General features: G+C 64.6%; 21 protein-coding genes. 4 read left to right on the top strand and 17 right to left on the bottom strand.

Annotation, left to right across the window (positions count from 1 at the left end; genetic code table 11):
• Positions 1–19: 19 nt before the first annotated feature.
• The 13 genes from phoR to Q1M07_RS16110 all read right to left on the bottom strand — a co-directional run bounded on the left by phoR (position 20) and on the right by Q1M07_RS16110 (position 14,084).
• Complete coding sequence (phoR, locus tag Q1M07_RS16170) at positions 20–1,339, bottom strand: phosphate regulon sensor histidine kinase PhoR (RefSeq protein ID WP_300455322.1); 1,320 nt, start codon at positions 1,337–1,339, stop codon at positions 20–22.
• Positions 1,336–2,061 (bottom strand): phosphate regulon transcriptional regulator PhoB, encoded by a 726-nt coding sequence (phoB, locus tag Q1M07_RS16165; RefSeq protein ID WP_300455319.1) that lies wholly within the window; start codon positions 2,059–2,061, stop codon positions 1,336–1,338. The genes phoR and phoB overlap by 4 nt, the downstream gene beginning before the upstream one ends.
• Positions 2,058–2,756, bottom strand: coding sequence for a phosphate signaling complex protein PhoU (gene phoU / locus Q1M07_RS16160; RefSeq protein WP_300455316.1), 699 nt, complete (start codon positions 2,754–2,756; stop codon positions 2,058–2,060). Before phoU ends, phoB begins: the two co-directional genes overlap by 4 nt.
• 333 nt (positions 2,757–3,089) lie before the next feature.
• A complete protein-coding gene (locus tag Q1M07_RS16155; protein ID WP_300455313.1) occupies positions 3,090–3,527 on the bottom strand; it encodes a hypothetical protein in 438 nt (145 codons plus the stop codon).
• A 225-nt stretch (positions 3,528–3,752) separates the two neighbouring features.
• Positions 3,753–4,709, bottom strand: coding sequence for a hypothetical protein (locus tag Q1M07_RS16150; RefSeq protein ID WP_300455311.1), 957 nt, complete (start codon positions 4,707–4,709; stop codon positions 3,753–3,755).
• Between the two features lie 74 nt (positions 4,710–4,783).
• Entirely contained in the window at positions 4,784–5,482 is a 699-nt protein-coding gene (locus Q1M07_RS16145) for a WbqC family protein (RefSeq protein WP_300455308.1), read from the bottom strand.
• A 19-nt stretch (positions 5,483–5,501) separates the two neighbouring features.
• On the bottom strand, positions 5,502–8,453 hold the full coding sequence (locus Q1M07_RS16140) for a tetratricopeptide repeat protein (protein WP_300455305.1): 2,952 nt from the start codon (positions 8,451–8,453) through the stop codon (positions 5,502–5,504).
• A complete protein-coding gene (locus tag Q1M07_RS16135; protein ID WP_300455303.1) occupies positions 8,434–9,699 on the bottom strand; it encodes a flagellar hook-length control protein FliK in 1,266 nt (421 codons plus the stop codon). The genes Q1M07_RS16140 and Q1M07_RS16135 overlap by 20 nt, the downstream gene beginning before the upstream one ends.
• Before the next feature lies 1 nt (position 9,700).
• Positions 9,701–9,991 carry a flagellar protein FliT gene (locus Q1M07_RS16130; RefSeq protein WP_300455300.1) on the bottom strand — a complete coding sequence of 97 codons (291 nt, stop codon included), beginning with the start codon at positions 9,989–9,991 and terminating at the stop codon, positions 9,701–9,703.
• The gene (gene fliS / locus Q1M07_RS16125) at positions 9,988–10,401 is read right to left on the bottom strand and encodes a flagellar export chaperone FliS (protein WP_300455297.1); all 414 of its coding nucleotides are present in this window, start codon (positions 10,399–10,401) and stop codon (positions 9,988–9,990) included. Before fliS ends, Q1M07_RS16130 begins: the two co-directional genes overlap by 4 nt.
• 9 nt (positions 10,402–10,410) lie before the next feature.
• Positions 10,411–11,826, bottom strand: a complete 1,416-nt coding sequence (fliD, locus tag Q1M07_RS16120; RefSeq protein ID WP_300455294.1) for a flagellar filament capping protein FliD — start codon at positions 11,824–11,826, stop codon at positions 10,411–10,413.
• A gap of 48 nt (positions 11,827–11,874) precedes the next feature.
• Positions 11,875–12,246: a flagellar protein FlaG gene (locus Q1M07_RS16115; RefSeq protein ID WP_300455291.1), complete on the bottom strand. Its 372-nt coding sequence runs from the start codon at positions 12,244–12,246 to the stop codon at positions 11,875–11,877.
• 89 nt (positions 12,247–12,335) lie between these two features.
• Positions 12,336–14,084, bottom strand: coding sequence for a flagellin (locus Q1M07_RS16110; protein WP_300455289.1), 1,749 nt, complete (start codon positions 14,082–14,084; stop codon positions 12,336–12,338).
• 579 nt (positions 14,085–14,663) lie between these two features.
• On the opposite strand from Q1M07_RS16110, the gene surE reads away from it, so the two are divergent.
• From surE to rpoS, 4 genes are read left to right on the top strand one after another with little or no spacing between them, the layout of a single operon-like run.
• Complete coding sequence (gene surE / locus Q1M07_RS16105; protein ID WP_300455286.1) at positions 14,664–15,407, top strand: 5'/3'-nucleotidase SurE; 744 nt, start codon at positions 14,664–14,666, stop codon at positions 15,405–15,407.
• Positions 15,404–16,060 carry a protein-L-isoaspartate(D-aspartate) O-methyltransferase gene (locus Q1M07_RS16100; protein WP_300455283.1) on the top strand — a complete coding sequence of 219 codons (657 nt, stop codon included), beginning with the start codon at positions 15,404–15,406 and terminating at the stop codon, positions 16,058–16,060. Before surE ends, Q1M07_RS16100 begins: the two co-directional genes overlap by 4 nt.
• Positions 16,057–17,040 carry a peptidoglycan DD-metalloendopeptidase family protein gene (locus tag Q1M07_RS16095; RefSeq protein WP_300455280.1) on the top strand — a complete coding sequence of 328 codons (984 nt, stop codon included), beginning with the start codon at positions 16,057–16,059 and terminating at the stop codon, positions 17,038–17,040. The genes Q1M07_RS16100 and Q1M07_RS16095 overlap by 4 nt, the downstream gene beginning before the upstream one ends.
• 2 nt (positions 17,041–17,042) lie before the next feature.
• Entirely contained in the window at positions 17,043–17,990 is a 948-nt protein-coding gene (gene rpoS / locus Q1M07_RS16090; protein ID WP_300455276.1) for an RNA polymerase sigma factor RpoS, read from the top strand.
• Here the strand turns inward: rpoS and mltB are convergent.
• The 4 genes from mltB to Q1M07_RS16070 are packed head-to-tail and all read right to left on the bottom strand — an operon-like array spanning position 17,987 to position 22,873.
• Complete coding sequence (mltB, locus tag Q1M07_RS16085; RefSeq protein WP_300455273.1) at positions 17,987–19,018, bottom strand: lytic murein transglycosylase B; 1,032 nt, start codon at positions 19,016–19,018, stop codon at positions 17,987–17,989. The two genes, rpoS and mltB, sit on opposite strands and share 4 nt — an antisense overlap.
• Complete coding sequence (locus Q1M07_RS16080; RefSeq protein ID WP_300455270.1) at positions 19,015–20,988, bottom strand: DUF3488 and transglutaminase-like domain-containing protein; 1,974 nt, start codon at positions 20,986–20,988, stop codon at positions 19,015–19,017. The genes mltB and Q1M07_RS16080 overlap by 4 nt, the downstream gene beginning before the upstream one ends.
• Positions 20,985–21,947 carry a DUF58 domain-containing protein gene (locus Q1M07_RS16075; protein ID WP_300455268.1) on the bottom strand — a complete coding sequence of 321 codons (963 nt, stop codon included), beginning with the start codon at positions 21,945–21,947 and terminating at the stop codon, positions 20,985–20,987. Before Q1M07_RS16075 ends, Q1M07_RS16080 begins: the two co-directional genes overlap by 4 nt.
• The gene (locus Q1M07_RS16070; RefSeq protein WP_300455265.1) at positions 21,947–22,873 is read right to left on the bottom strand and encodes an AAA family ATPase; all 927 of its coding nucleotides are present in this window, start codon (positions 22,871–22,873) and stop codon (positions 21,947–21,949) included. The genes Q1M07_RS16075 and Q1M07_RS16070 overlap by 1 nt, the downstream gene beginning before the upstream one ends.
• Between the last annotated feature and the right edge of the window lie 28 nt (positions 22,874–22,901).

The raw sequence follows: 22,901 nt of genomic DNA, 5'->3' as shown, positions 1-22,901 counted from the left end.
CGTTCCGGAGGGCGCCGGCTCAGCTTGCCCGCGGCAAGCGCCAGCCCGGAAACTCGGCGCGAAACGTGCTGCCCTCGCCGACCCGCGACTCGATAAGCAGCGTCGCCTGGTGGCGCAGCAGGATGTGCTTGACGATCGCCAGACCGAGTCCGGTGCCACCCGTGTCACGCGAGCGGCCGCGGTCGACGCGATAGAAGCGCTCGGTCAGCCGCGGCAAATGTTCGCTGCCGATGCCGACTCCGGAATCGCGCACGCTAAAGACACCATTACCGTCGTGTACCTCCCACTCGATAGCGATGTCGCCACCGTCCGGCGTATAGCGGATGGCATTGGAGACGAGATTGCCGAAAGCGCTGTGCAGCTCCTTGCGATTGCCGCGCAGGTGGGGCCCCTGGCAACTTACGGCGAGCCGGTGACGGCCCTCGCTGAGACTTTGCCCTTCGGCCAGCAACTGCGCCAGCAGGTCGGCCATATCGACTTCCTCTTCGCTCGCCGGAGCGTCCTCCGCTTCGAGTTGCGACAGCGTCAGCAGGTCGTCGACCAGGCTGAGCATGCGCGCCGTCTGGTCGCTCATCAAGCGTGCGAAGTGCCGGCGCTGGTCGGCGCTCATCATGTGGTCGTCGGTGAAGTGCTCGAGGAAGCCGCTGACCACGGTCAGGGGCGTACGCAGTTCGTGCGACACGTTGGCGACGAATTCGCTGCGCATCGACTCGACACGACGCGCGTCGGTGACGTCGAGGCTGACCAGCAGCTTGTGCTGCTCGCCCAACGGAACGACTCGCAAAGCATAAAGGCGGGGGCGCGCAGTTGCCGACTGCAACAGAAAAGGTGCCGTCGCATCGGCACCGCCGAGGTATTCGGCGAAGCCCGGCGCACGGACGAGTTGCTCGACGATGGCGCCGCCATCGCAGGGCCGGCGAATGCCGAGGTGTGCCTCGGCGGCACGATTGTGCCACTGGATTCGGTGGCCACCGTCGAGGATCACCAGACCATCGGGAACCGCGTCCATCGCCTCGTGGAAAGATCGCAACCTGGCCTTCACCGCCTCCAGCGCACGCGCATCGTGGCGCAGGCGGCGCATGAGCTTGAGAAACACTTCGCTCGAGGCGCCGCGAGCGGCGGGATAGCCGCTGTCGGCGCTGTCCTGCGGACTGTCGAGCCAGGCCAGCCAGCCTGCCAGCCGCTTGGTGTGCACGACGACCAGCAGGGTCGAGGCCAGCGCCGCCGCCGCCCAGGCCCAGGCCGGACCGTGCCACAGCCCGGCGACCAGCGCCAGGCAGCCGATCGGCAGGAGGTTGGCCAGCAATGCCCTGGCCAGCCAGCGCCCGGCCGGGCTCATGGTGACTTCTGGTCGGGCGCGCGGTGAGCGACCAGCTTGTAGCCGGCGCCGCGGACGGTTTGCACCATCTGCTCGGCGATCGGTCCGAGAGCGACGCGCAAGCGCCGGATATGAATATCGACCGTCCGGTCTTCGATGTAGACCTGATCGCCCCAGACGTTGTCGAGCAGTTGCTGGCGCGAATAGACGCGGCCAGGGTTGGCGATCAGGAAGCGCAGCAGCCTGAACTCGGTCGGCGTCAGCGTGATGCGCTGCCCGCTGACGCGCGCTTCGTAGCTTACTGTATCGAGTTCGATGACGCCGGCGCTCAGCGTGCCCTTGACGAGTTCCGGCGCGCAGCGGCGCAGCACCGCCTGCACCCGGGCGATCAGTTCCTTGGGACTGAAAGGCTTGACGATGTAGTCGTCGGCGCCGCCTTCGAGACCGGCGACGCGGTCGGCCTCCTCGCCACGTGCCGTCAGCAGAATGATCGGCAGTTTTCGCGTGCGTGCGTCGCCGCGCAGCCGGGCGGTCAGCGCCAGGCCGGACTTGCCGGGCAGCATCCAGTCGATCAGCGCCAGGTCGGGCAAGGCCTCGCGCAACAGCGGCTCGACATCTTCCGCCGTGTCGGCGCAAAGCGGCTGATAGCCGCCGCAGACCAGGGTAAAGCGCAGAAGTTCCTGAATGCCTTTGTCGTCCTCGACGACAAGCACCTGCGGTAGCCTCGACACCGGTCGCGTCATGCGCTGTCGGCCTGCTTTCTGGCCGCCGCGCTGTGCCGGACGTCGATCCCGCTGACGACATAGATCACATTCTCGGCGATGTTGACGGCGTGATCGCCGACGCGTTCGATGGCCTTGGCGATCCAGATGATGTCGAGCGCCTCGGTTATCGTTCGCGGATCTTCCATCATGTAGGTTATCAGTTGACGCAGGATGGCGTTGAAGGCCGCGTCGATCGCCTTGTCGCGGCCGATGACGTGGCGTGCGGCCTCGAGGTCCATACGCGCCAGCGAATCGAGTGCACTCTGCAACATGTCGGTGGCCAGTTGCCCGGCGTGGTGAACGTCGGACAGGCGCGGGATGCGCTGCCCGCCGGCCAAGTGCAGCTTGCGCGACATGTTGGCAATCTTCGACGCCTTGTCGCCGATGCGCTCCAGGTCGGTGACGACGCGTGAAATGGCCATGATCAGCCGCAGGTCGCGTGCCGTCGGTTGCCGGCGCGCGATCAGCAGCGTGCAGTCCTCGTCGATGCCGACTTCCTGGCTATCGACTTCGCTGTCGGTGTCGATCACCTGCTGCATCTCTTGGAGGTTGCCGGTGCTGAACGCATCGACCGCCGCCAGCACCTGTCGCTCGACCAGGCCACCCATCTGAAGTATTCGAGTGCGGATGTTCTCGAGTTCGAGGTCGAACTGCTTGCTCAGGTGGTCACTCATGGGGCCAGGCTCGCATGGGGAAACGGTTGGAATGCGGGCAGCTTAGGACGGCTATGTTACGGCAAGATGACGTGTGGCCGCCGGCCAAAGCCTGGTCCGACACGGCACGAAAGGGGGCCGGCTCATCGGGCTGTTTCGCCTTGGCCGGTGCGACGCTTGCCACCAGGGCGGTGGCTGTCCTCATTTGCTCACCAGCGAATGGATAGCATCCGATCGAAGCTGTCTCCCGATCGGCAACCCGCCGATCCAGAATCCCCCAGCCTGACCCGAAGCAGGCCAATGGCGGCTTGAGCGCAGGCGGCGATCATCCCAACCTTCATCGCGGCCGGCCAGTCACTCGCCGACGCTGATTGCCAGCGGGGCCATCTCCTTGTACAGCAGCGGAAGCGGCGACTTGCGAGAGAGAGTGATGATTCGGGTTCCCGGCGGATACATCAGGTGGTAGGTCAGGAACAAGTGTGTTTCGTCGCTGCCGAGCAGCAACTCGCGCAACGCCACATAGCCCGGATGGCCGAGCACCTCGATCTCTTCGTAGTCGTGCCGGTTGAGGCGCAGCGAGCGTGGCCGAAATTCCAGCCAGGGCTTTTCCGGGCCGAGCAGCGCGTGCATCAGAAGGCGCCGGATTTCGGGCAGGACGATGAGGCCGACGCTGTCTTCGCCCACCAGCCACTCGACGGCGCGGCCCTCGCCGCCAGGGTCGGGCAGATGGTCGCCAAAAGACTGGCACCAGCGGGGAAAGTAGGCCGCATAGCGGCGAAGAGTCTTTTCCATGCCTTCAAAGCCTCTTGCAAGACTTGCACTGCCGGGCTGCTATTTCGCGGCTGGAGGCGAAGTGGAGAACGCGGGCGGCCAATTCGGGGATGCGGCAGTCGTCAAGCCAACATCATAGCACGTGCCCGGCAGATGCTAGCCAACGACGACAGATCAGGCAATGGAGGCGCGCGATGAGACATGTTCGAGGTGGCGGTTTTTCCACGTCACGGAGAGGCAAGACGCCTAGTCCAGCACCGCTAGCCCAAAGCCCCGGCGGCCGAACTCGTTCCCGTTGTAGAGCATGTAGACTCGGCCGTCGCAGGCGAAAACATGTGGGTAACAGAGCATGTCCGAATCCCAGTCATTTTCGCTCGGCGCAATGCTCATCTGTTCATCGTCCCGCGTCCAGTCCAGCAGATCGTCCGAATAGGCATGGCCGATGCGGTAACTTCGGTTTCTGTTGTGACGGAAGTCGTGCCTGTGCCGGTAACAGAAGAACAGGTGGTAGCGTCCGGAAATCTGGATTACCGTCGGCAGCGCCTGACATTCGTCGGAGCCCAGCCGGCAAGCGACGATTTGCCGGCCGCTCTCGCGGCGCCAGCGAATGCCGTCCAGCGAACTGGCCTGCCCGATTCGATAGATCCGCTCCGCGGGCTCGTCATCTGCCCGTTTCTCCCAGGGGGTGCCGAAGATGTACCACATGTAGAACGAGTCGCCGAAAACCTGGACGAAGGGATCGGCGACCAAACAGGGCTCGTGTAGCGATGGCGAGAGGATTGGTCCGTCCCCGAGGCGACGAAATGTGTCGCCGCCGTCCCGGCTGACGGCGATTCCGATGGCGCTGTCCACCGGCACCGAAACGCGCCGGTTCACACCGCAGGTATACCCATAGATCAGGTCGCCGCGCCGCAAGACGTTCATCGGAAAAATGCCGTGCTCGTCGAAACAGCCCGCTTTCCCGAGTTCGATCACCGTATTTCGGGACACGGCGATCACTTCGCGAAAATCCTTTCGCATGTCCACGAACGCGATGTGACTCAGGTAGTTGCCGCTCGACGCATCGAAGGAGCGGGTCGAGAAGTAAATCCGCAGGCGATCGTCGAAAACGATCACCTGTGGCGCCTGCGCGAACTCGCGGCACTGATTGAAGAGCTCGAATTCCGTCGGATCGAAAATCTTTCCGAGTTTGCGCCACTTCATCGCTCTGCGCCGCCACCCGCCGGCCCGCATGCGACGACCACCACCTTCCCGTAGCCTGCCATCGGGCATTTCTCCTATATCAGATGGTATTCCGAGACGAGACGGCGGCTGATGTCTTCGGCCGAGTTGAACATCATGACATCGATGATCGAAAGCGATGGAATGAAATCGTTTCCCGCCTGCGTGTAGGGAATAATCTCGGGTTGCAGGAATTTCAAATCGATTCCCTGGCTGAAAAAGTGCTCCCGCGAGTAGAGAGACTGGCCGCCGATAGGATTGACGTACTCGCGAGCGCCGACCTGCCGACATAGGGCGATGACCCGGTCTTGGCCCCTGAGCGTGTGATCGACCGGCAGGGTGGACGAAATCGCCACCTCGGTACCGATTCCGAGGTAGGCGCACACTGTACGTATCGTGTGCAGCAGGAAGCGAAACAGGTTGCCATCCGGATGACCGAGCGCGCCGTCGACCACCGGAAACGCTTGCGGGAAACAGGGTGCTCGGCGATACGCTTCGCGAATCCGGTTGCGCAACTTGTCTTTCCTGAAGTCACTCGCCAGTTCCCGGTCACGCACGTCGAGAAAATCCGACGCTTTCTTCAGGGGTAGGGAAATCAGGGCTTCTCGTCCCTGCTCAAGAATGCGGTTCCGGTTGATCCAGCCTTTCTTCGTATATTGGACGTTGTCGTAGATGACGAACAGGTCTACGGCGCGGATCAACTGAAAATAGCCGATGTAGGGAAAGAAATAGGGTTGCATGATCGCCAGTCGCATCCTGCTCGCCCTTTGCCGCTCAGGTGGCGCTCACCGGTTCAAGGCCGGACCGCTGCTCGAGGATGACTTCGAAGGCCGCGGCCGGCAGACCCGCGCACCAGCGTTGCCACATGGTGCGCAGAGCCCGTTCGAGGCCGGCGGCGACGAGTTCCGGTTGGCCCATCGCCGAATGGCGCAAACGTTCGCGCAGTTGCGGTCGGAGGCGAGCGAGAGTGGGCAAGTCGTTCGCCCAGGAGACGCCTCGCGCGACGAAGTCGGTGGCGTTGTGGGTGATGAAGGCCTCCAGGCCGACGTGGCCGAGAATGGACGCACCAGATCGTCCCGGCACGGTATCGCCGGCCAGCGTCAACGTGGGAACGCCCATCCACAAGGCATGCAGGGTGGTGGTTCCGCCGGTATAGGGGAAGGTGTCGAGGCAGATATCGACTTCCCGGTGCGAGTCCAGGTAAGTGGACATGTCGGAACGCGCGAGGAAGCTCAGGCGTTCGCGAGCGACGCCGTTGGCGGCAAAATCGTCGATCAACTCGTCGGCCCGCCCGTCCGGCCGCATCGCGCCGAGCACGAGCCGCGAATCCGGTACGGCGTTCAGCAAGCGCGACCAGAGCGCGACCACCGAAGGGCTGATCTTGGTCGGGCGATTGAAGCTGCCGAAAGTTACATGGCCGTTGTTCAGCGCCGCTAGCGGGCTGACCGGAGGGGCATCGGCAAAGGGCAGGAAAGGTGCGTTGGCGGGCAGGCGAACGACCTTTTCAGTGAACTGCCGGTCGAACTCGCCGAAGGGCAAAAAGAAGCGGTCGGCGAGAAAGTAATCCATCGCCTGCAGGCCGGTAGTTCCCGGATAGCCTATCCAGCTCGCCTGCAGCGGCGCCGGTTTGCGAGCGAAGGTCAGGAGGCGGTGGTGCGCTGTGTGGCCACTCAGATCGATCAGAATGTCGATGGCGTCGGCACGAATCCGTTCGGCCAGAGCGTCGTCGGAAACCCCGGCGATCGCATGCCAGTGCGCGAAGTGCTGTCGCATCCGCCCGGTCACGTCGTCTTCGACGCGGTGGTTGGAATAGGCGTGCAGCGACAGTTGTCGATACCTTGCCAAGCGCGCCAGGACCGGCTCGATATAGCTCGCGACGGCGTGGTTGCGCAGATCGGCCGAAACGACCCCGACTTGCAGGCCGCGCTGCGGGTCCCGGGAGTTGGTGTGCGCTCGCCAGTGTGCGCGCAAAGGGGCTTCGAATCGCTCGCCAAAGCGGCAGTGTTCGGCAAACAGTGCCGCCGCGCTGATGTCCTCGTTGTGACTGAGGCAGAACAGCAGGTCGCTATGCGCCAGGGGGTAGTCGGGCCGGAGTTCCAGCGCGCGCCGGCAAGCCGTCTCGGCTTCGCCGTAGCGACCCCGCTCGGTCAGTGTGACGCCGAGGTTGAGGAGCGCGTGCGCCTGATCGGGCTTGAGTTCCAGAGAGCGGCGGAAGCTCGCTTCGGCTTCGCTGTGCCGCTCCTGGTCGCGCAGGATGTTGCCCAGGTTGTAATAGGCTTCGGCAAAGTGTGGTCGGTAGCGCAGCGCGCAGCGTACGCTTTCCGCCGCCGCATCGAGTTGTCCCTGAGCCCTCAGAGCCGAACCGAGAACCACCAGCGCCTCGGGGAAATCGGCCTGAAAACGTAGCGCCAAACGCAGTTCTACTGCGGCCTCCGCCCATCGGCCCCGGTCGTTCAAGGTGATGCCGAGGTTGAAATGCGCCGCCGCAAAATCCGGTTTGAGTTCGAGCGCGCGCCGCAAGGCGCTCTCGGCTTCGCTCAGCCGGCCCAGGTCGCGCAGCGTATCGCCGAGATTGTTGTGCAGTTCGGGATGATCCGGTCCCACGGTCAGCGCTCGACGATAGCTCGCTTCGGCCTCGACAAGGCGGCCCAAGGCTTTCTGGGCGGTGCCCAGGCCGTTGAGTGTTGCCACCGAATCCGGGTCAAGCACGAGCGCCCGTTGGTACGACTCTGCCGCTTCCGCCGGGCAGCCCAGTTCCATCAGCGCGTCGCCCAGCTTCAAGTGAGCGGGCGCGAAGTCCGGGGTCAACCCCAGTGCCTGCCGATAGCTGGTCGCGGCTTCACGGTGCTGGTGCTGCGCGCTGAGGACATTGCCCAGGTTGTAGTGTGCCTCGGCGAACTCCGGCCGGATTTGCAGAGCACGCCGCTGGCAGGCCTCGCCTTCCGGCAGTTTGCCCATGTTGGCCAGCACCACGCCAAGATTGCTCTGTACCTGCTCGTCGCGCGGCAGCAGCTTGGCCGCACGGCGCATGGCCGTCAGTGCTTCCCGGTCACGGCCCTGGGCGTGCAGGATCGCGCCCAGAGCCTTCCAGCCGAAGCCATGGCGCGGGAAGCGCTCGGTCAGCGTGCGCGCGAGAGTCTCGCCATCGGCGTAACGTGCGGCGGAAAACAGCTCGATCAGCCTGTTCTCGTCGTCCGCAGCGGGGCCCCGACGACGGTCGGCGCCCCGGCCGCGCAAGGCCGCCGCGGGACGCTCGCGTGAACCCGCTTGCTGCCGCCGTGTCGCATCTTGCGTGACGGGGCCGCCGTCCAGGCTTCGCGCCAAAGCCTCGACGGCCTCGCCAGCCAGACCGTGCTGGCGGCCGAGTGCCAGGACTTGTCGCGCCGTCTCTGGCTCGCCCGCGAGGATGAGGGCTTCGATATAGCTCCGCCAGTACTGTGACGACTCGGGAACTGCCTCGAGCGCCGCCAGAAAGTGGGGCAGGCCGACCGCGACCTGCTGCCGTAGCACCGCGAGAAGGCCCAGTTGGTGGTTGGCTGCCGCGTCTTCCGGTCGCGCCTGAAGAATGGCCCGACAAAGCCGTTCGGCTTCGTCCAACTGACCCGCCTGGCGACAGGCGGCCGCTTTCTCCAGGGCCTGGGCTAGCGTCTCGTCCAGGGTCAACCCGCTGCCCGTCGTCTCTCCCAGACCCGCTTCAGGCGCGGGATCATTCGGCTGGCTGGACATCGGCCGAGTTCTCCGCTGGCGTGACGATACCGAGTGACGCCAGGTCCAGTCCGGTCCGTTCCATTTGCTCGCGCAGGCTGGCCGCTCCGCTGCGCAACAAGGCGCGTGCCTCGGGGTCGGCAGCGATCATCGACACCATGACCTGCTTGCCCTGGATATGCAGTCGGGCATCGACTTCGCCCAGATTGGGCAGCGTCAGACGCAGTCGCGTCTGCCACTTTGTCGCGTTGTCACCGTCGTCGGCCGACTGCCGTTCCCGGCCGTCCTCGATTTCCCAGTGCATGTTCTGGCCTGGCCACACCTGTCCCTGCCAGGCAAAATTCTGCGTCGCAAAAGCTTCGAGTTGCTGTTGTACGACGGCCTGCACCTGTGGTGCGACAGGCTGTCCGGGTTGGGCGGCCGACGCGGCTGGGGCTGTTTGGCCAGTTTGTGTCGACTCCCCGGGAGGGTTCGCGGTGACCGTCACCTGGAGCGACCGGGTGGGCAACGAAGCGTCGCCCGTCGGTCGCGCCAGGTCGGCGGCATCGCCTGCCGGGAGCGGGCGTGGCCGGCCCGGCGAGACGTCGGGCCCGCTCTCGGCCGGCCGTCGCGTAGCGATCGTGTTGCTGTCGACGCCGCTCGGCACCGTCTGTCCCTGCCCTCCGGGAGGCGTCTGGGGGGCCAGCTTCCCTTGCGGTTCCTGCAACAACTGCGCGGTGCTGTAGCGTCCCTCGACCCACTCCACCTGATGCGATTCGTAGAACATCCCGCTATGCGTGATCGCCTGCTGGAGCAAGGGCACCATGTCCCGCCCGCTGCTCGGCGGACGCTCGGCGATCGGTTGATTGCCGTTGAGGGGCAGCGCCAGCGGAGCGCCCGGGTTGTCGCGCCGGCCGGCAAAGAGGCTGCTGATCAGTTGTCCAGTGCGGCTCAAGTTGGTGGCGGCCGATTCGTTCCCCGCTGTTTCGACTCCGGCTTCGGGGCGCGCGACGACGGCCAGCGTCAGCTTTCCGTCGCTCTCGGCGACTTCCAGCTCGATCACATCCCCGCTCTTGGCGGCAAAAGGCAAGGCCAGCGTCACGTTGCGCTGGTTGATCAGCGCGCGGTAGGTACCGTTGGGCATCAATGAGGCGATTTCGGCCAGCAAGCGCTGGCCGACGACGAGGCCCGACAGCTTGTCGGTGATCTCCTGGGCCGGCAAGGCCGGCCGCAAGGCAACGTCGGCGGTCGGCTGGAGGCGGTTGCTCGCTTCAGCGCGAATCATCATATCAGCGATCGATTGGCGTCACGCGCAAGAGTACGCTCAACTCGTGCAACCGAGCTTCGACGAGCCCACGCACTCGCGCATCGCAGGCCAGGCAACTTTCGATCAGGCGGCGGCTGTGCTCCCGTGCCGACGGTGGAGTGCCATCGAACAGCGCGGGCGGCAGGCTGTCGGCCAATGTGCGGCGTTCGCTTTCCCGTTCGGCCAGTCCTTCCCAGTCGCTGGCCGCCGCCGCGCTGGCCATCGCCTCGGAGAGCACCAGCAGGCGCTCCAGGGAAGGCAGCGAGGAATTCATGCCACGGCCTGTTGTCGCGCGTTCGGTGAAATCTCGCGCCAGGCGCTGTGAATCTCCTCCAGCAAACCCGCAACTTCTTCGAGAGCATGCAGGTCGTTGTCCAGGTTGGCACGCAGCAGGCGAAGTACCAGGTAATCATAAAGCGCATCGAGTCGCTGGGCGATTTCGCCGCCGTTTTCCAGGTCGAGGCTCACCTTGAGGCCATTGGCGATGATGTCGATGGCTTTGGAAATGCCTTCGCCCTTGGCCGCGATCTGTTGTTGCTGCATGGCGGCACGCGCCTTGCCGATCGCCGCCTCGGCACCGGCAAAAAGCAGCAGGATCAGCCGGTGCGGGTCGGCGACCTCGACCGCGGCGTCGACACCGACCTTCTGATAGGCTGAAATCGCATTGCGAGCATGGCCGAACATTCAGTGCTCCTATTCGTAAGTGGGCAGGTTGGCGAGTTGCTGCGTCAGGAAGTTGCTCGTCGTCGTCATTCCCGAAACCAGGGTGTCGAGAGCCGTGAACTGCCGGCGGTAACGTGCTTCGATCTGGGTCAGCCGGCTCGATATCACGTCGGACTGTTTGTCGAGGCTCTTGATCGAGGTATTCAGCCCGGCGCTGCGTGCCGCAATCAAGCCATCGGTTCCAACCAGCCCGTCGGCGGCGGATTTCAGCTTGGCGCTGTAGGCGGCGACCAGATTGGCGACGCCGCTGAAGTTTTCACTGATCGCCTTGGTGAGTTTGCTCGAGTCGACGGTCCACTTGCCGTCCTTTTGCAAACTGACGCCGACATCCGACAAGCGTTGCAGCGTGGCGCCCGAGAGGGCCGACGGAATCTCGCCGAGCGAATTGCGGACGCTGCTCTGCGCGGTGCGCAGCGTGCTGTCGCCATTGAGCGCGCCGGCTACCTTGGTCGTCGGGTTGTAACTGCCGAGACTGTTGGCCGTCGTGTTGAATTCGTTGAGCGCCTTGACCAGGGCGTTGAGTCCGCTGGTCAGGCTCGAGTTGTCCTTGCTGATCGTCAGCGTCGTGCTGAGCGAGGTGGCGGGCGCTTCGGGACCTTTGAGCAGGGTCAGCGTGACGCCATCGAGCGCTGTCGTAACCGTGTTCGTCGCGGCGGTCACGGCAATTCCGTTGAGCTTGAAACTGGACCCCTGCGCGGCCTGCGACTGGACAAAGGCATCGGTCGGTGCCGGCGCGTCGTTCGGGTTGTAGGCCAGCCCGGCGATTCCCGACAGGCGAATGAACTGGTTGCTGCCGGCGGTGTCTCCGGTGAGCACCAACTGTTTGCCGGCCACACCATTGATGACCACGGCCGAGACGCCGGCGCTGGCATTGTTGATCGCGTCGCGAACCTGCTCCGGCGTGGCGCCGTCGGCGAGAGTGATGTCGGTCGTCTTGGTCGGCGAGGTTCCAGCGGGGACCGTGTCGAGCGAGAGAGTCAGCGTGCCACCCGTCGGCAGCGTACCGTCCGTACCCGAGAAAGGGGTGGCCGTAGTCGACGTGGCAATGCTGTGTTGTTTCGCCAGTTGCGTCACCTCGAGGCTGTAGGTGCCGGCCACGGCGCTCGACGAGGTGCTGGCCGAAGCGATCGTCGCATCGCTGACGGCGCTCTTGAAGACCGAGAACTTCTGCGTGGCCGTCGTTCCGCTGGCCGGTACGAGGTTGCCGGCGGCAGTCTGCAGCGCCGAGATCGCACCCTGCAGCGAACCGAGCGCCGAGATCTTGGCCTGCAGCCCGGCTTCTTTCTTTGCAAGTTCCGTCAATGGCCGTTTCTCGAGCGCCATCAACTGACTGACAATGCTATTGACGTCGAGGTTCGAGCCGAGGCCCGGCGAGGAAATTGCCATGTTCTTCTCCGGCGGCTACAGGCGGGAAACGCCTTGCGCCGCGTATTTTCAGGCCGTCTGTTTGACGAACAGCCCCTTGATGCTATCCAGCGTCTTGGCGATGGCGATCATCTCCTCCGACGGCATCTGGCGAATCACCTCCTTGGTGGTGCGGTCGATGATCTTGACCACCAGTTGCCCGGTGTCCTCGTTGACGCTGAATTCGATATTGCTGTTGATCGGCAGGACGAACTCGCGAACGCTTCTGGCCGCCGCTTCGACCTCCTGCCGGTCGGCTGGCTGAACGCGCAGCGACGGGCGAGAGGACTCGGTACCTTTGGCCGTGCTGTCACCGGGCGATCTGTTGAGTTCACGCGCCGCACTGCTGACCACCGGGTTGACCTGGGGAGGCAGAGAGACGGCAGTGGGTTGAATGTTCATCTTGTGCTCCTTGGTGAAGAGTCACCGGGGCGCGCTCACGTTACCGCGAGCGCGCCCCCGATCTTACCGCTGTTTGACTCAGTATGCGCTTATCCGCGGAGCAGCGAGAGAACGTTCTGCGGCAGCGAATTGGCCTGTGCGAGCATGGCGGTACCGGCCTGTTGCAGGATTTGAGCCCGCGTCAGGTTGGCGGTTTCGGCCGCGAAGTCGGCATCGACGATGCGGCTGCGCGAAGCCGACAGGTTTTCGGAAGTCGCTGCCAGGTTGCTCACCACACTGCTGAAGCGGTTCTGCACGGCACCGAGATTCGCCCGACTGGAGTTGACATTGGCCAAAGCCGAGTCGATCGTCGCGATGGCGTTCGCCGCACCGCTCGCGGTCGTCAGATCGACCTTCGATATGCCGGCGCCGAAGGTGGCGGTGGCAGCGGTATAGCCCCCGGTCAGACCGGTGGTGGCGATGTTCGCGCCGCCGACGGTGATGCCCGCGCTACTGTTCGAGGTCAGTTTGATGCCGCCGTAGGTGTGAGTGATGGTTGTCGCGGCAAAGCCCGTGTTGTTAGCGGCCGCCGCGCCCGCCGTCTGCACGCTGATCGTGCGGCCGTCGGCGGCGGTCAGGCTGACCTTCTTGCTGGCATTGTCGAAGGTCGCGCTGACCCCGGTCTGGTTCGATACCGCGTTGATCGCCGCGACGACGTTGTTGCCCTGCGCTGCCGCGTCGGCACCGGCGGCGATCGCACCGAGCTTGACACCGTTGATCTTGATGTAGTTGGTCGTGTCGCCGGCCACCGCCGTCGTCGCGCTGATCGCCCCGCTGGTCACCGTGGTCGCCGTGGCGACGGCCGAGACGCCGGTCTGCCCGGTGACCGTGTTGAACGCCGCCGCCTTGGCGATGGCGCTGTCGGCTCCGGCTTTCGTCGTTCCCGCGGTCAGCCCGGTTTCGGTGTCGGTCGCCGTGCCGGTCATTTCGATCTTGATGTCGCGACCATCCATCGAGGAAAGCGTCAGCACGCCGGCGGAGGCCGAAGCGGTCACGCCGGTGGTGGCGGTCACGGTGTTGATCGCCGTCGCCACGGCCGCACCTTGTGCCGTGGCGTCGGCCCCGGCAACGACCGCGCCGACGGAAACGCCGTTGATCTTCAGATCGCCGTCAACCAGGGCCCCGGTCGTCGTCGCCGCGATACCGGTGACCGTGACCGTGCTGGAAACGCCGTCGGAAACCGACGGCCCGACGCCGTAGCCGTTGACCGTGATGCCCCCCGCGGCGATGGCGCCGGCAGTGACGGATTTCTCGAGCTTGGTCTCGTACGAGGAGGTCGTTCCGACGCCGAGGGCATCGGCTCTGGCGCTGGCGATCGAGCTGATCGAAATCGATTCGCCGCTGTTGGCGCCGATCTGGAAGGCTTGCGAGTTGAAGGTGCCGTCGAGTACCTTGACGCCGTTGAACGCGGTTTGACCGGCGACGGTGTTGATCTGCTGCACCAGTTGGTCGACTTCCTGCTGCAGGGCGGCGCGGTCGGTCGCGGTGTTGGTCGCGTTGGCCGCTTGCACGGCAAGTTCGCGCATCCGTTGCAGCGAGTCGGTGATGCTCTGCAGGCCGCCTTCGGCCGTCTGGGCCAGCGAAATGCCGTCGTTGGCGTTGCGCGACGCCTGGTTCAGGCCGCTGATCTGCGAAGCCATGCGGGTCGAAATCGCCAGACCGGCGGCGTCGTCCTTGGCGCTGTTGATACGCAGGCCCGACGACAGGCGCTGCAGGGAGGTCGCCAGCGAAGCTTGCGAGGTGTTGAGGCTGCGTTGCGAATTCAGCGAGGCAGCGTTGGTGTTGATGACTTGGGGCATTTTCCTTCTCCTACTATGATGAAAGTGACTTCGGGTTGCGGTGCACCGCCTGAAGCGGTGGCTGCCGGCCCATCCTGTGTGGCGATTTCTTCGCTGACAACTACTTTTACGACCACCCGAAAAGGAACTTTAGAAAATTTCTGCAGGGCTGCCGTGTGAGTCCTTAATCGGCAGCCGAGCGGCGAAGTTGAGCGACTTGGCGCGGGATTGCGGAAATCCTTCATTCGCTGGCAAGCAGCCTTGCCTGAGCGCTGGCGAGAAGGGCCAGAGAGAAGTCTGTTCTCAGCGCCGGCTCGAGACGGTTATAATTCGGGCGGGCCTCGGCAAGGCTGAGGACCGGCTGTCGTTTGCCGTCGCAAGACCCTGTTCTAGAGAGTTTTTTGGCGAATCCGAGCGTCGTCTGACAAGGCTCTTGGAGCGCCAAGCGGAAGCAGCTGCTGTCGATGGCTGGCGGCCGGCCGGGACCGATGCTTGTCCCGCAGGGTTTCAGCGGCCGCACTGGCAAGCAAGGAAGATAGGCGGCAGGCTGTCGGTTTTCGTGCCTGGCAACCGGTGTTGGTGGACGTTTGTGGACGGTTTATGCGGATCCTGCTTTGTAACGATGATGGCTACTTCGCGCCGGGGATCGACCACTTGGCGCGCGCCCTGTCGGAGATGGCGGAGATTACCGTGGTTGCGCCGGAACGCGACCGCAGTGGGGCGAGCAATTCGCTGACCCTGGACCGCCCTCTTTCGCTAAGGCGCGCCGCGAGCGGCTTCTATTACGTCAATGGCACGCCGACCGACTGCGTCCACCTGGCGGTTACCGGGATGCTCGACGAACTGCCGGACATGGTGGTTTCCGGGATCAACATTGGCGCCAACATGGGCGACGATACAATCTATTCGGGGACCATCGCAGCGGCTACCGAGGGTTTTCTGCTCGGCGTTCCGTCGTTGGCGATTTCGCTCTGCAGTAAGGTTGGCGAGCATTTCGCGACAGCGGCACGAGTGGCCTGCGAACTGGTCGGCCTGTTGCAGAAGCAGTCGCTGAACGAGCCCGTGCTGCTCAACGTCAACGTCCCCGACGTAGCCTACGATCGGCTGCGTGGTTTCGTCGTTACGCGGCTCGGCAAGCGTCACAAGGCAGAACCGGTGGTACCAACGATTTCGCCACGCAACGAGACGGTCTACTGGGTCGGAGCCGCCGGCGCCGCGCAGGATGCTGGCGAAGGTACCGATTTCTACGCCGTGCAGAATGATCAGGTTTCCGTCACACCCTTGCAGATCGATCTGACGCACAACGCGCAGTTGTCGCTGGTGCGCGGCTGGCTGACGCAATGAGTGGCGCCGTTTTCGGTTTCGGGATGACCTCGCAGCGCACGCGGACGCGCATGATCGAGCGGCTGCGCGAACAGGGCATCAGCGACGAGGAGGTACTGGCGGCAATCGCCGCCGTGCCGCGCCATGCCTTTGTCGAAGAAGCGCTCGCCTCGCGTGCCTACGAGGATACCGCCCTGCCGCTCGGCTTTGCGCAGACGATTTCGCAGCCCTACGTCGTGGCGCGCATGATCGAAGCCCTGCGCGCTGGCCGGCAGCTCGGCAAGACGCTGGAGATCGGTGCTGGCTGCGGCTACCAGGCGGCTGTTCTCGCGCAACTGACCGACGAGGTGTATGCCATCGAACGCATCGAGCCCTTGCTGGCCAAGGCCAGACTCAATCTGCGCGCGATCAAGCAACTGAATGTACGCCTGAAGCACGCCGATGGGCAACTCGGTCTGCCGGAAGCGGCGCCTTTCGATACGATCATTGTCGCCGCCGCGGCGTTGCGCGTGCCGCCTCCCTTGTTGCGGCAACTGGCGCCGGGCGGCCGGATGATCCTGCCGCTCGGCGGGGCGACACAATATCTCGCCTTGATCGAACATCGCACCGAGGGCTATGTCGAAACGCGTCTCGATACCGTTCGTTTTGTTCCGCTATTGTCGGGAGTCGAATGAAGGATCAATGGCTTTTCACCCGACCCGGGCTGATGCTGACCTTGGCGCTGCTTTTGGCGGGCTGCGCCGGCCAAACACCGGTACCCATGATCGAGCGTGGCGGTCAAGTGGCAACGCCATCGGCGGCCACCGCGATCGTCGGCAAGGACGGTTACCTGGTCAAGAAGGGTGACACGCTGTATTCGATCGCGCTCGATCAAGGGGTCGACTATCGGGATCTGGTCGCCTGGAACGCGCTCGAGAACCCGAATCGGATCCTGGTCGGTCAGGTGTTGCGGGTCAAGGCTCCGGGAGCGGTGCCCAGCGCCGATACGGCGACCGTCCGGCCGGTGGTAACGGCATCGCCGGTCGAGCAGCGCTCGCTCGACGGTGCTGGCCAGACACTCAAGCGCGAGCCCAAGGCGGGTAAAGAGCCTTACTCCGATCAGGCGCTGGCGCGGGCGCAGGCCGCGGCGCAACAGAAGCCCGCCGAAGCGGTGGCGGCGGTGTCGCCGGTCGCGAAGGTCGACGCGAAACCGGAGGCCAAGCCGGAAGCTAAGCCCGCCGTGCGCGCAGAAAGCCGGCCCGAGGCCCAGCCCGAAGTGCCGGCCGGCGAGGTCGCCGCAGGCAACGAGGAAATCGTCTGGGCTTGGCCGGCCAGCGGCAAGTTGATCGGCACCTTCAGCGAGGGCGGCAACAAGGGTATCGACATTGCTGGGAAGGCTGGGGATCCGGTGCTGGCGGCCAGCGGCGGCAAGGTCGTCTATAGTGGCACCGGTCTGCGTGGCTACGGCAAGCTGGTGATCATCAAGCACAACAACAACTATGTCACGGCTTACGCGCACAACCAGAACGTACTGGTGAAAGAAGGCCAGAGTGTGAACAAGGGACAGAAGATCGCAGAGATGGGCAACACCGATGCCGACCAAGTTAAGTTGCACTTCGAGGTCAGGCGCCAGGTCAAGCCGGTGGACCCGCTCAAGTACCTGCCGCCGCGTTGATCATGGCGGACGATTTCGACCGCGAGCCCGATCTTCTGGAAGACTTCCAGGCGCCGGAGTTCTCGGTCGAACTGCCGCCGCGTGAGCTGGAAAGCCCTCCCGCGTCGCCAGAGGCGGAACTGCTCAACGACGTCACCCAGCATTACCTGAACGACATCGGCGCCAAGCCGCTGCTCTCTCCGGGCGAGGAGATCCAGTGGGCCCGGCGAGCGCGTGCCGGAGACTTCGCGGCGCGACAGAAGATGATCGAGCACAACCTGCGGCTCGTCGTCAATATCGCCAAGCACTACCTGAACCGGGGCGTTCCGCTGCTCGACCTGATCGAGGAGGGAAACCTCGGCCTTATCCACGCGATCGAGAAATTCGATCCCGAGCGCGGCTTCCGTTTCTCGACCTACGCCACCTGGTGGATCCGGCAGGGTATCGAGCGCGCGATCATGAACCAGTCGCGAACGATTCGCCTGCCAGTGCACGTGGTCAAGGACATCAACCTGGTACTGCGCGCCATTCGCCATCTCGAATCGGCCGACGGGCGGGACATTTGCGCTGACCGGATTGCCCATCTGATCGACCGGCCGGTCGACGAAGTGCGTCGCGTTATGGTGCTGAACGAACGTATCGCCTCGCTTGACGCACCTTTGCAGATCGATCCCAGCCAGACGGTCGGCGATTTGATCGCCGACGACAGTTTGCTCGATCCGGATGAACTTCTGCAGACGAACGAACTTGGTGATTTGTTGCGCCACTGGCTCGGGCAACTCGGCGAAAAACAGCGCCAGGTTCTCGAACGCCGTTACGGTCTTGGCGGTGGCGAAACCTCGACCCTTGAGGAGATCGCCTTCGATCTGAATCTGACTCGCGAACGCGTCCGCCAGATTCAGATCGAAGCTCTCGACCAGCTTCGCCGCATCATCCGGCGCGGCGGCGTCACTTCGGACAATTTGTTCTAACGTTCCGCCGCCGGTTCGTGGCGCGCCTCGCGCAGCGCTTCGGCGAGCTGGAAAACCGCCATCGCGTAGAAGCTCGAGCGGTTGTAGCGCGTAATCGCATAGAAATTGTCGAAGCCTAGCCAGTAGCCGGTGGGCGCTCCGGGGCTGACGAGATCGATCAGCGCTGCCGGTTTTTCGGCATCGGCCGGGGACATCCGGCTGTCGGCGACGACCCCCTGGCTGGCGAGTTCGCGTATGCGCAGCGTCGGTTTGATGCCGGCGGCAATCAGCGCCGCAGGATCGCCATTGACGCTGGCCGGTACGGCAACCGGGGCACCTTTCTGCCAACCGTGCTGGTTCAGATAGCGCGCGACGCTGCCGATCGCATCCGCGTTGCTATGGCGCAGATCGATGCGATCGTCGTTGTCGAAGTCGACCGCGAAGCGACGCTGACTGCCCGGCATGAACTGCGGGATGCCGATTGCACCGGCATACGAACCCTTGATGTCTAGCGGGCTTACGCCGTTCTCGCGCGCCAGCAGGAGGAACTGCTCGAGTTCGCCGCGAAAGAACTCCGCCCGTGGAGGGTAGTGGAAGGCGAGCGAGGCCAGTGCCTCGAGAACGCCGAAACTGCCCATGTTCTGGCCGTACTCGGTCTCGACGCCGATGATCGCGACGATGATTTCCGGCGCCACGCCGTAAATCGCTTCGGCCCGCTGCAGCGTGGCGCCGTGTTTCTGCCAGTAGCGCAGGCCGCCGTCGACCCGGCGGCTGTTGACGAAGCGCTCGCGATAACGTTGCCACGAGCGCTGCATCTCGGGCACCGCTGGTGGGCGGATGGCGCGCAGAACGGTCGCGTTCGGCCGGATGGCGGCGAACTGGCGCGTCAGGTGTGCCACGTCGAAACCGTGCTGCTCATGCATGTCGACGATGAAAGCCTTGACCTCGGGCTCCTGACTGAACCCTGGCGCCGGCTGCGAGTGAACGGGCAAGGCCAGCAGGCCACCGAGCAGCGCCGACCACAGACTGACGGCAAGTTTTGTCTTCAAGCTTTCCTTCTCCTTCGTGGTGGCAGTCCGTATCGGCAACGTTGCAACCGGCGCAGCTGTTCGCCGCCTGCGCGACCGTAGCGTAGCGCCGCGTAGCAAGCGGCGGCTTCGCTGGTCGCTGCGGCGAGATCGGGCCTTTCGCTCGCCACCCGCTGCGCGAAAGCGAGCGGCCCCTCCCAGGCGGCACGCGTCACGCCTCTTCGCGCCAGCTCGGCGCAGTACCTTCGCCAGGCGCGTTGCGCCGGATCGATGGCCGGGCGCGTCGGCAGACTCCACAGCACGACGAGCAGAAGGGCGGCCACGCTAAGGGCCGTCAGCGCGGCCGTCATGCGCTGCCAATCGGGGTCGGGCAGGCCAAGCCGGGTCAGCAGTTCGCGCTGGCGCTGCGGATTGTAACCGAGTACCCATTGATTCCAGGTGTTGTTGGCGGCTTCCCAGCGGTTGCGCAGTTGCCGGAGCCAGGCCGTGTCCAGACGAACGACGACGGGCAGCGGTTCGCCCTCGTTCAGCGCGGCGGCGATACCCTGTTCGATGCGCGACGGGGCAACCGCGGCGGTCGGATCGACACGCACCCAGCCTCGTCCGGCGAGCCAGATTTCGCCCCAGGCATGCGCGTCGGATTGACGAACGGTGAGGTAGCCGTCGACCGGATTGAGCTCGCCACCCTGGTAACCGGCGACGACGCGCGCCGGAACGCCGGCCGCGCGCATCAGAAAGACGAAGGCCGAGGCGTAGTGCTCGCAGAAACCGCGGCGCGTCGTGAACAAGAAGTCGTCCATGGCGTCGGAGCCGAGCAGCGGAGGCTGCAGCGTGTAGTAGAAGTGCTGGTCGCGGAACATGGCGAGCGCGGTTTCGGCGATTTGCTCGGCGTTTCGCGATTGCCACTCGCCAGCCAAGGCGCGGCTTCTCGGGTTGAGCCCCTCCGGCAAAACGAGCGCCTGTTGCAGCGTCGCCGATGTTTCGACGACGTTGGCGCGATAGTCCAGAACCGAGACCAGGGAGAACCGTGCTCTGACGCGCAACGGTTCGCGTGCCAGGAGTTCGAGACTAGGTGCCAGCGCACTGTCGGGGGGAAGACTGGTTGGTAGATCGAGCGCCAGTAACCAGCGCTGGTTGTGCGCCTCGAGGATGGTCGTATAGGCATAGCGGCGGCCTTCGGCGACGATGACCGGCGCCAGCGCCGGCTTCGGCTGGCGGGTGGCGGCGCTACGCGGGCGCCAGGTCAGTCCGTCGTAGTCATCGAACACCGGGCCGCGCCAGTAGAGTTCCGATTTCTCCGGCAACTCGCCGACAAAGAGGCTGCGAAAAGCGATCGCTCCCGAGCGGCTGAGATGGCTGATCGATCCTGGCGACATCTGCTCGGGCAAACCGCTGAGTCCGGAATGGGCGTCCTGCGGCAAACCCCAGAGCGGACCGGAAACACGCGGGAAGAGAACGTAGAGTATCAGCATGAAGGGCAGGGCCTGGGCGAGCAGAACAGCGGCCTGACGAGCGAGCACGGGGATCGGCTGAGGTCCGCCGTGCAGGCGGATCAACGCGGCCGTCAGCACGGTGATGGCGGCCAGTAGCCAGATGCCGGTAGGGATGCTCTGCGAATAGAGGTAATGGGTGAGCAGGAGGAAGTAGCCAAGCATGATGGCCACCATGGCATCGCGCCGGGTCGTGATCTCAAGCGGCTTGAGGGCCATGAAGACCACCAGCAGGGCCACCCCGGCGTCCTTGCCCAGCAAGGTGTGGAACTGCCAGCCGATGCCTGCGGCACTGCCGGCGACCAGTATGGCCAACACCCAGGACGGTGGCAGGCGACGTCGCCGGTACCACAACCAGGTTCGCCAGAGCAGCGCGGCGACAACCACCAGCGACAACCAGAGTGGCAGGTGCTCCGCGTGTGGCGCCGCGGTGACCAAGGCGACTGCCAGCAGCCACGGCACCACGTCCGGCGCCAGAGCTACCGCCGTTGCCCGGCTCATCTGTCCGGCTGACCGTGCAAGGCCAACACCTGCAGGCAGTCGGCCCGGTGCGCCGGGCCCTGGGCGGGTAGAACCGTATGTTCCGGCAGGCGCAGGCCGTAGCGCAGCTCCTGCTCTTCGGCCCCCATGATCCACCCGGCGAGAATCGACAGGCGCACTTCGGGATCGCCTTCACCGGAGGTCAAAGACCAGTCGAGCCACAATTCCTCTGCCGACCCTCCGGCAAAGTGCTTCACCAGCAGCGGCTGCTCGTCGCTTCGCCGGGCGACCGCCTTCCAGGCGATATGCCGGGTCGGGTCGCTGATCTGGCGCGGCCGCAAGCCCGCGAAATCCTCTTGCCCTCCCTCGCCCTGGTGGCGGCCGGCATCGCTGGTCAACGACGATGCCGGTAGCGGCGTGCGGATCGGCCTGGGATAGACCACGCACGACAGCATCGGGTGGGGATAACTCCAGGCGCGAAACAACCCGAGTGGATAGCGTGTCGACAGCGTCAGTCGACCCGGGTCAAGGCGGCCACGTCGCCGCGCCAGAAACGGAATGGCCAGCGTTGCGTGACCGGCCGCCGGAACGTTCACGGTGACCACTGGCTGGGCAGCGAAAGAGAACTCGAGCGCGCGCCGCGGTGGCTGGTGGGGATTGTCGACCTGCATCGGAAAGCGCACCAGTTCGCCGGCAAATACGGCTTCGGCCCGCCCAGGCGTCAAACGCAGGCCGTATAGATTGCGGAAGGTGTGGATCATGGCGACGATGCCAAGCCCGGCGAGCAGGAAAACCAGTGCGTGCCCGAGGCTCAGGTTGTAGTTGATGGCGCCGATCAGCATGACCGCGAGAACGACGGTAAAAAGGACGCCGCCGCGTGTCGGTAGGATGAAAATCCGACGTTGCGTCAGGACAATCGGCAACTGTTCGTCGCGGCGAAGGCGGAACAAGCAACGCGGCAGCGATGCCAGGCGGCGCATCAAAGTAGTGGCACCGAGCGCACCAGCGCAGCGATGTCCTCGGCGTCGGCATGACTGCCGTTCACCAGCCGCAGGCGGTGACGGGCAACCGCCGGCAAGATGGCCTGCACGTCTTCCGGCAGGACCATGTCGCGGCCACCGGTGAAGGCCCAGGCACGCGCCGCGGCAAGCAGCGACAGCGCAGCGCGTGGACTGAGTCCATGGACAAAGCGCGGTTCGTTACGCGTCGCGGCGACCAGGAGTTGCAAGTAATCGAGCAAGGCCGGAGAAGTGTACACGCTGGCCGCTTGCTGCTGCAGCGGGGCGAACTCCCCCGGCGCCAGGCGTGCGGCCAGCGCCGACAAGTGCTCGCGGCGGCCCCCGCCCTCGAGCAGCAAGCGCTCGGCGTCGTGGTCGGGGTAACCGAGTTCGATACGCAGCAGAAAGCGGTCGAGTTGCGATTCCGGCAGGGGAAACGTGCCGATCTGGCTCGATGGATTTTGGGTCGCGATCACAAAAAATGGTTCTGGCAAGGGCCGCGTTATACCTTCTGTGGTCACTTGCCCTTCCTCCATGGCTTCGAGCAAAGCACTCTGGGTCTTGGGTGTGGCACGGTTGATCTCGTCGGCCAACAGGATCTGGCAAAACACCGGTCCGGGCAGGAAGCGGAAAGTAGCCTGCTCGCGGTCGAAAATCGAAACGCCGAGAATGTCGGCCGGCAACATGTCACTGGTGAACTGGATGCGCGAAAACTGAAAGCCAAGCAGGCGAGCCAGGGTGTGCGCCAGCGTTGTCTTACCGACGCCCGGCAGGTCTTCGATCAGCAAGTGGCCTCTGGCCAGCAGGCAGCAAAGAGCGAGTCGTGTCTGCGTGCTCTTCCCGAGAATCACGGCATCGGCGGCGGCGAGGACTTCGGTGATCGCGGATTGTCGCTTGGCAGGCAGCATGGCTTGTCGTCGTGGGGCAATTGGGATG

It is taken from the genome of Accumulibacter sp. (genome assembly GCF_029255285.1).
In the GTDB taxonomy this organism is placed as follows: Bacteria; Pseudomonadota; Gammaproteobacteria; order Burkholderiales; family Rhodocyclaceae; genus Accumulibacter.
The sequence above is the reverse complement of the archived record's forward strand: the minus strand, read 5'-3'. Positions and strand labels throughout refer to the sequence as shown.

Excerpts from the sequence above, each read along its gene's own strand:
- phoR (WP_300455322.1), bottom strand. The coding sequence starts at position 1,339 with ATGAGCCCGGCCGGGCGCTGGCTGGCCAGGGCATTGCTGGCCAACCTC.
- phoB (WP_300455319.1), bottom strand. The coding sequence starts at position 2,061 with ATGACGCGACCGGTGTCGAGGCTACCGCAGGTGCTTGTCGTCGAGGAC.
- phoU (WP_300455316.1), bottom strand. The coding sequence starts at position 2,756 with ATGAGTGACCACCTGAGCAAGCAGTTCGACCTCGAACTCGAGAACATC.
- Q1M07_RS16155 (WP_300455313.1), bottom strand. The coding sequence starts at position 3,527 with ATGGAAAAGACTCTTCGCCGCTATGCGGCCTACTTTCCCCGCTGGTGC.
- Q1M07_RS16150 (WP_300455311.1), bottom strand. The coding sequence starts at position 4,709 with ATGAAGTGGCGCAAACTCGGAAAGATTTTCGATCCGACGGAATTCGAG.
- Q1M07_RS16145 (WP_300455308.1), bottom strand. The coding sequence starts at position 5,482 with ATGCGACTGGCGATCATGCAACCCTATTTCTTTCCCTACATCGGCTAT.
- Q1M07_RS16140 (WP_300455305.1), bottom strand. The coding sequence starts at position 8,453 with ATGTCCAGCCAGCCGAATGATCCCGCGCCTGAAGCGGGTCTGGGAGAG.
- Q1M07_RS16135 (WP_300455303.1), bottom strand. The coding sequence starts at position 9,699 with ATGATGATTCGCGCTGAAGCGAGCAACCGCCTCCAGCCGACCGCCGAC.
- Q1M07_RS16130 (WP_300455300.1), bottom strand. The coding sequence starts at position 9,991 with ATGAATTCCTCGCTGCCTTCCCTGGAGCGCCTGCTGGTGCTCTCCGAG.
- fliS (WP_300455297.1), bottom strand. The coding sequence starts at position 10,401 with ATGTTCGGCCATGCTCGCAATGCGATTTCAGCCTATCAGAAGGTCGGT.
- fliD (WP_300455294.1), bottom strand. The coding sequence starts at position 11,826 with ATGGCAATTTCCTCGCCGGGCCTCGGCTCGAACCTCGACGTCAATAGC.
- Q1M07_RS16115 (WP_300455291.1), bottom strand. The coding sequence starts at position 12,246 with ATGAACATTCAACCCACTGCCGTCTCTCTGCCTCCCCAGGTCAACCCG.
- Q1M07_RS16110 (WP_300455289.1), bottom strand. The coding sequence starts at position 14,084 with ATGCCCCAAGTCATCAACACCAACGCTGCCTCGCTGAATTCGCAACGC.
- surE (WP_300455286.1), top strand. The coding sequence starts at position 14,664 with ATGCGGATCCTGCTTTGTAACGATGATGGCTACTTCGCGCCGGGGATC.
- Q1M07_RS16100 (WP_300455283.1), top strand. The coding sequence starts at position 15,404 with ATGAGTGGCGCCGTTTTCGGTTTCGGGATGACCTCGCAGCGCACGCGG.
- Q1M07_RS16095 (WP_300455280.1), top strand. The coding sequence starts at position 16,057 with ATGAAGGATCAATGGCTTTTCACCCGACCCGGGCTGATGCTGACCTTG.
- rpoS (WP_300455276.1), top strand. The coding sequence starts at position 17,043 with ATGGCGGACGATTTCGACCGCGAGCCCGATCTTCTGGAAGACTTCCAG.
- Q1M07_RS16080 (WP_300455270.1), bottom strand. The coding sequence starts at position 20,988 with ATGAGCCGGGCAACGGCGGTAGCTCTGGCGCCGGACGTGGTGCCGTGG.
- Q1M07_RS16075 (WP_300455268.1), bottom strand. The coding sequence starts at position 21,947 with ATGCGCCGCCTGGCATCGCTGCCGCGTTGCTTGTTCCGCCTTCGCCGC.
- Q1M07_RS16070 (WP_300455265.1), bottom strand. The coding sequence starts at position 22,873 with ATGCTGCCTGCCAAGCGACAATCCGCGATCACCGAAGTCCTCGCCGCC.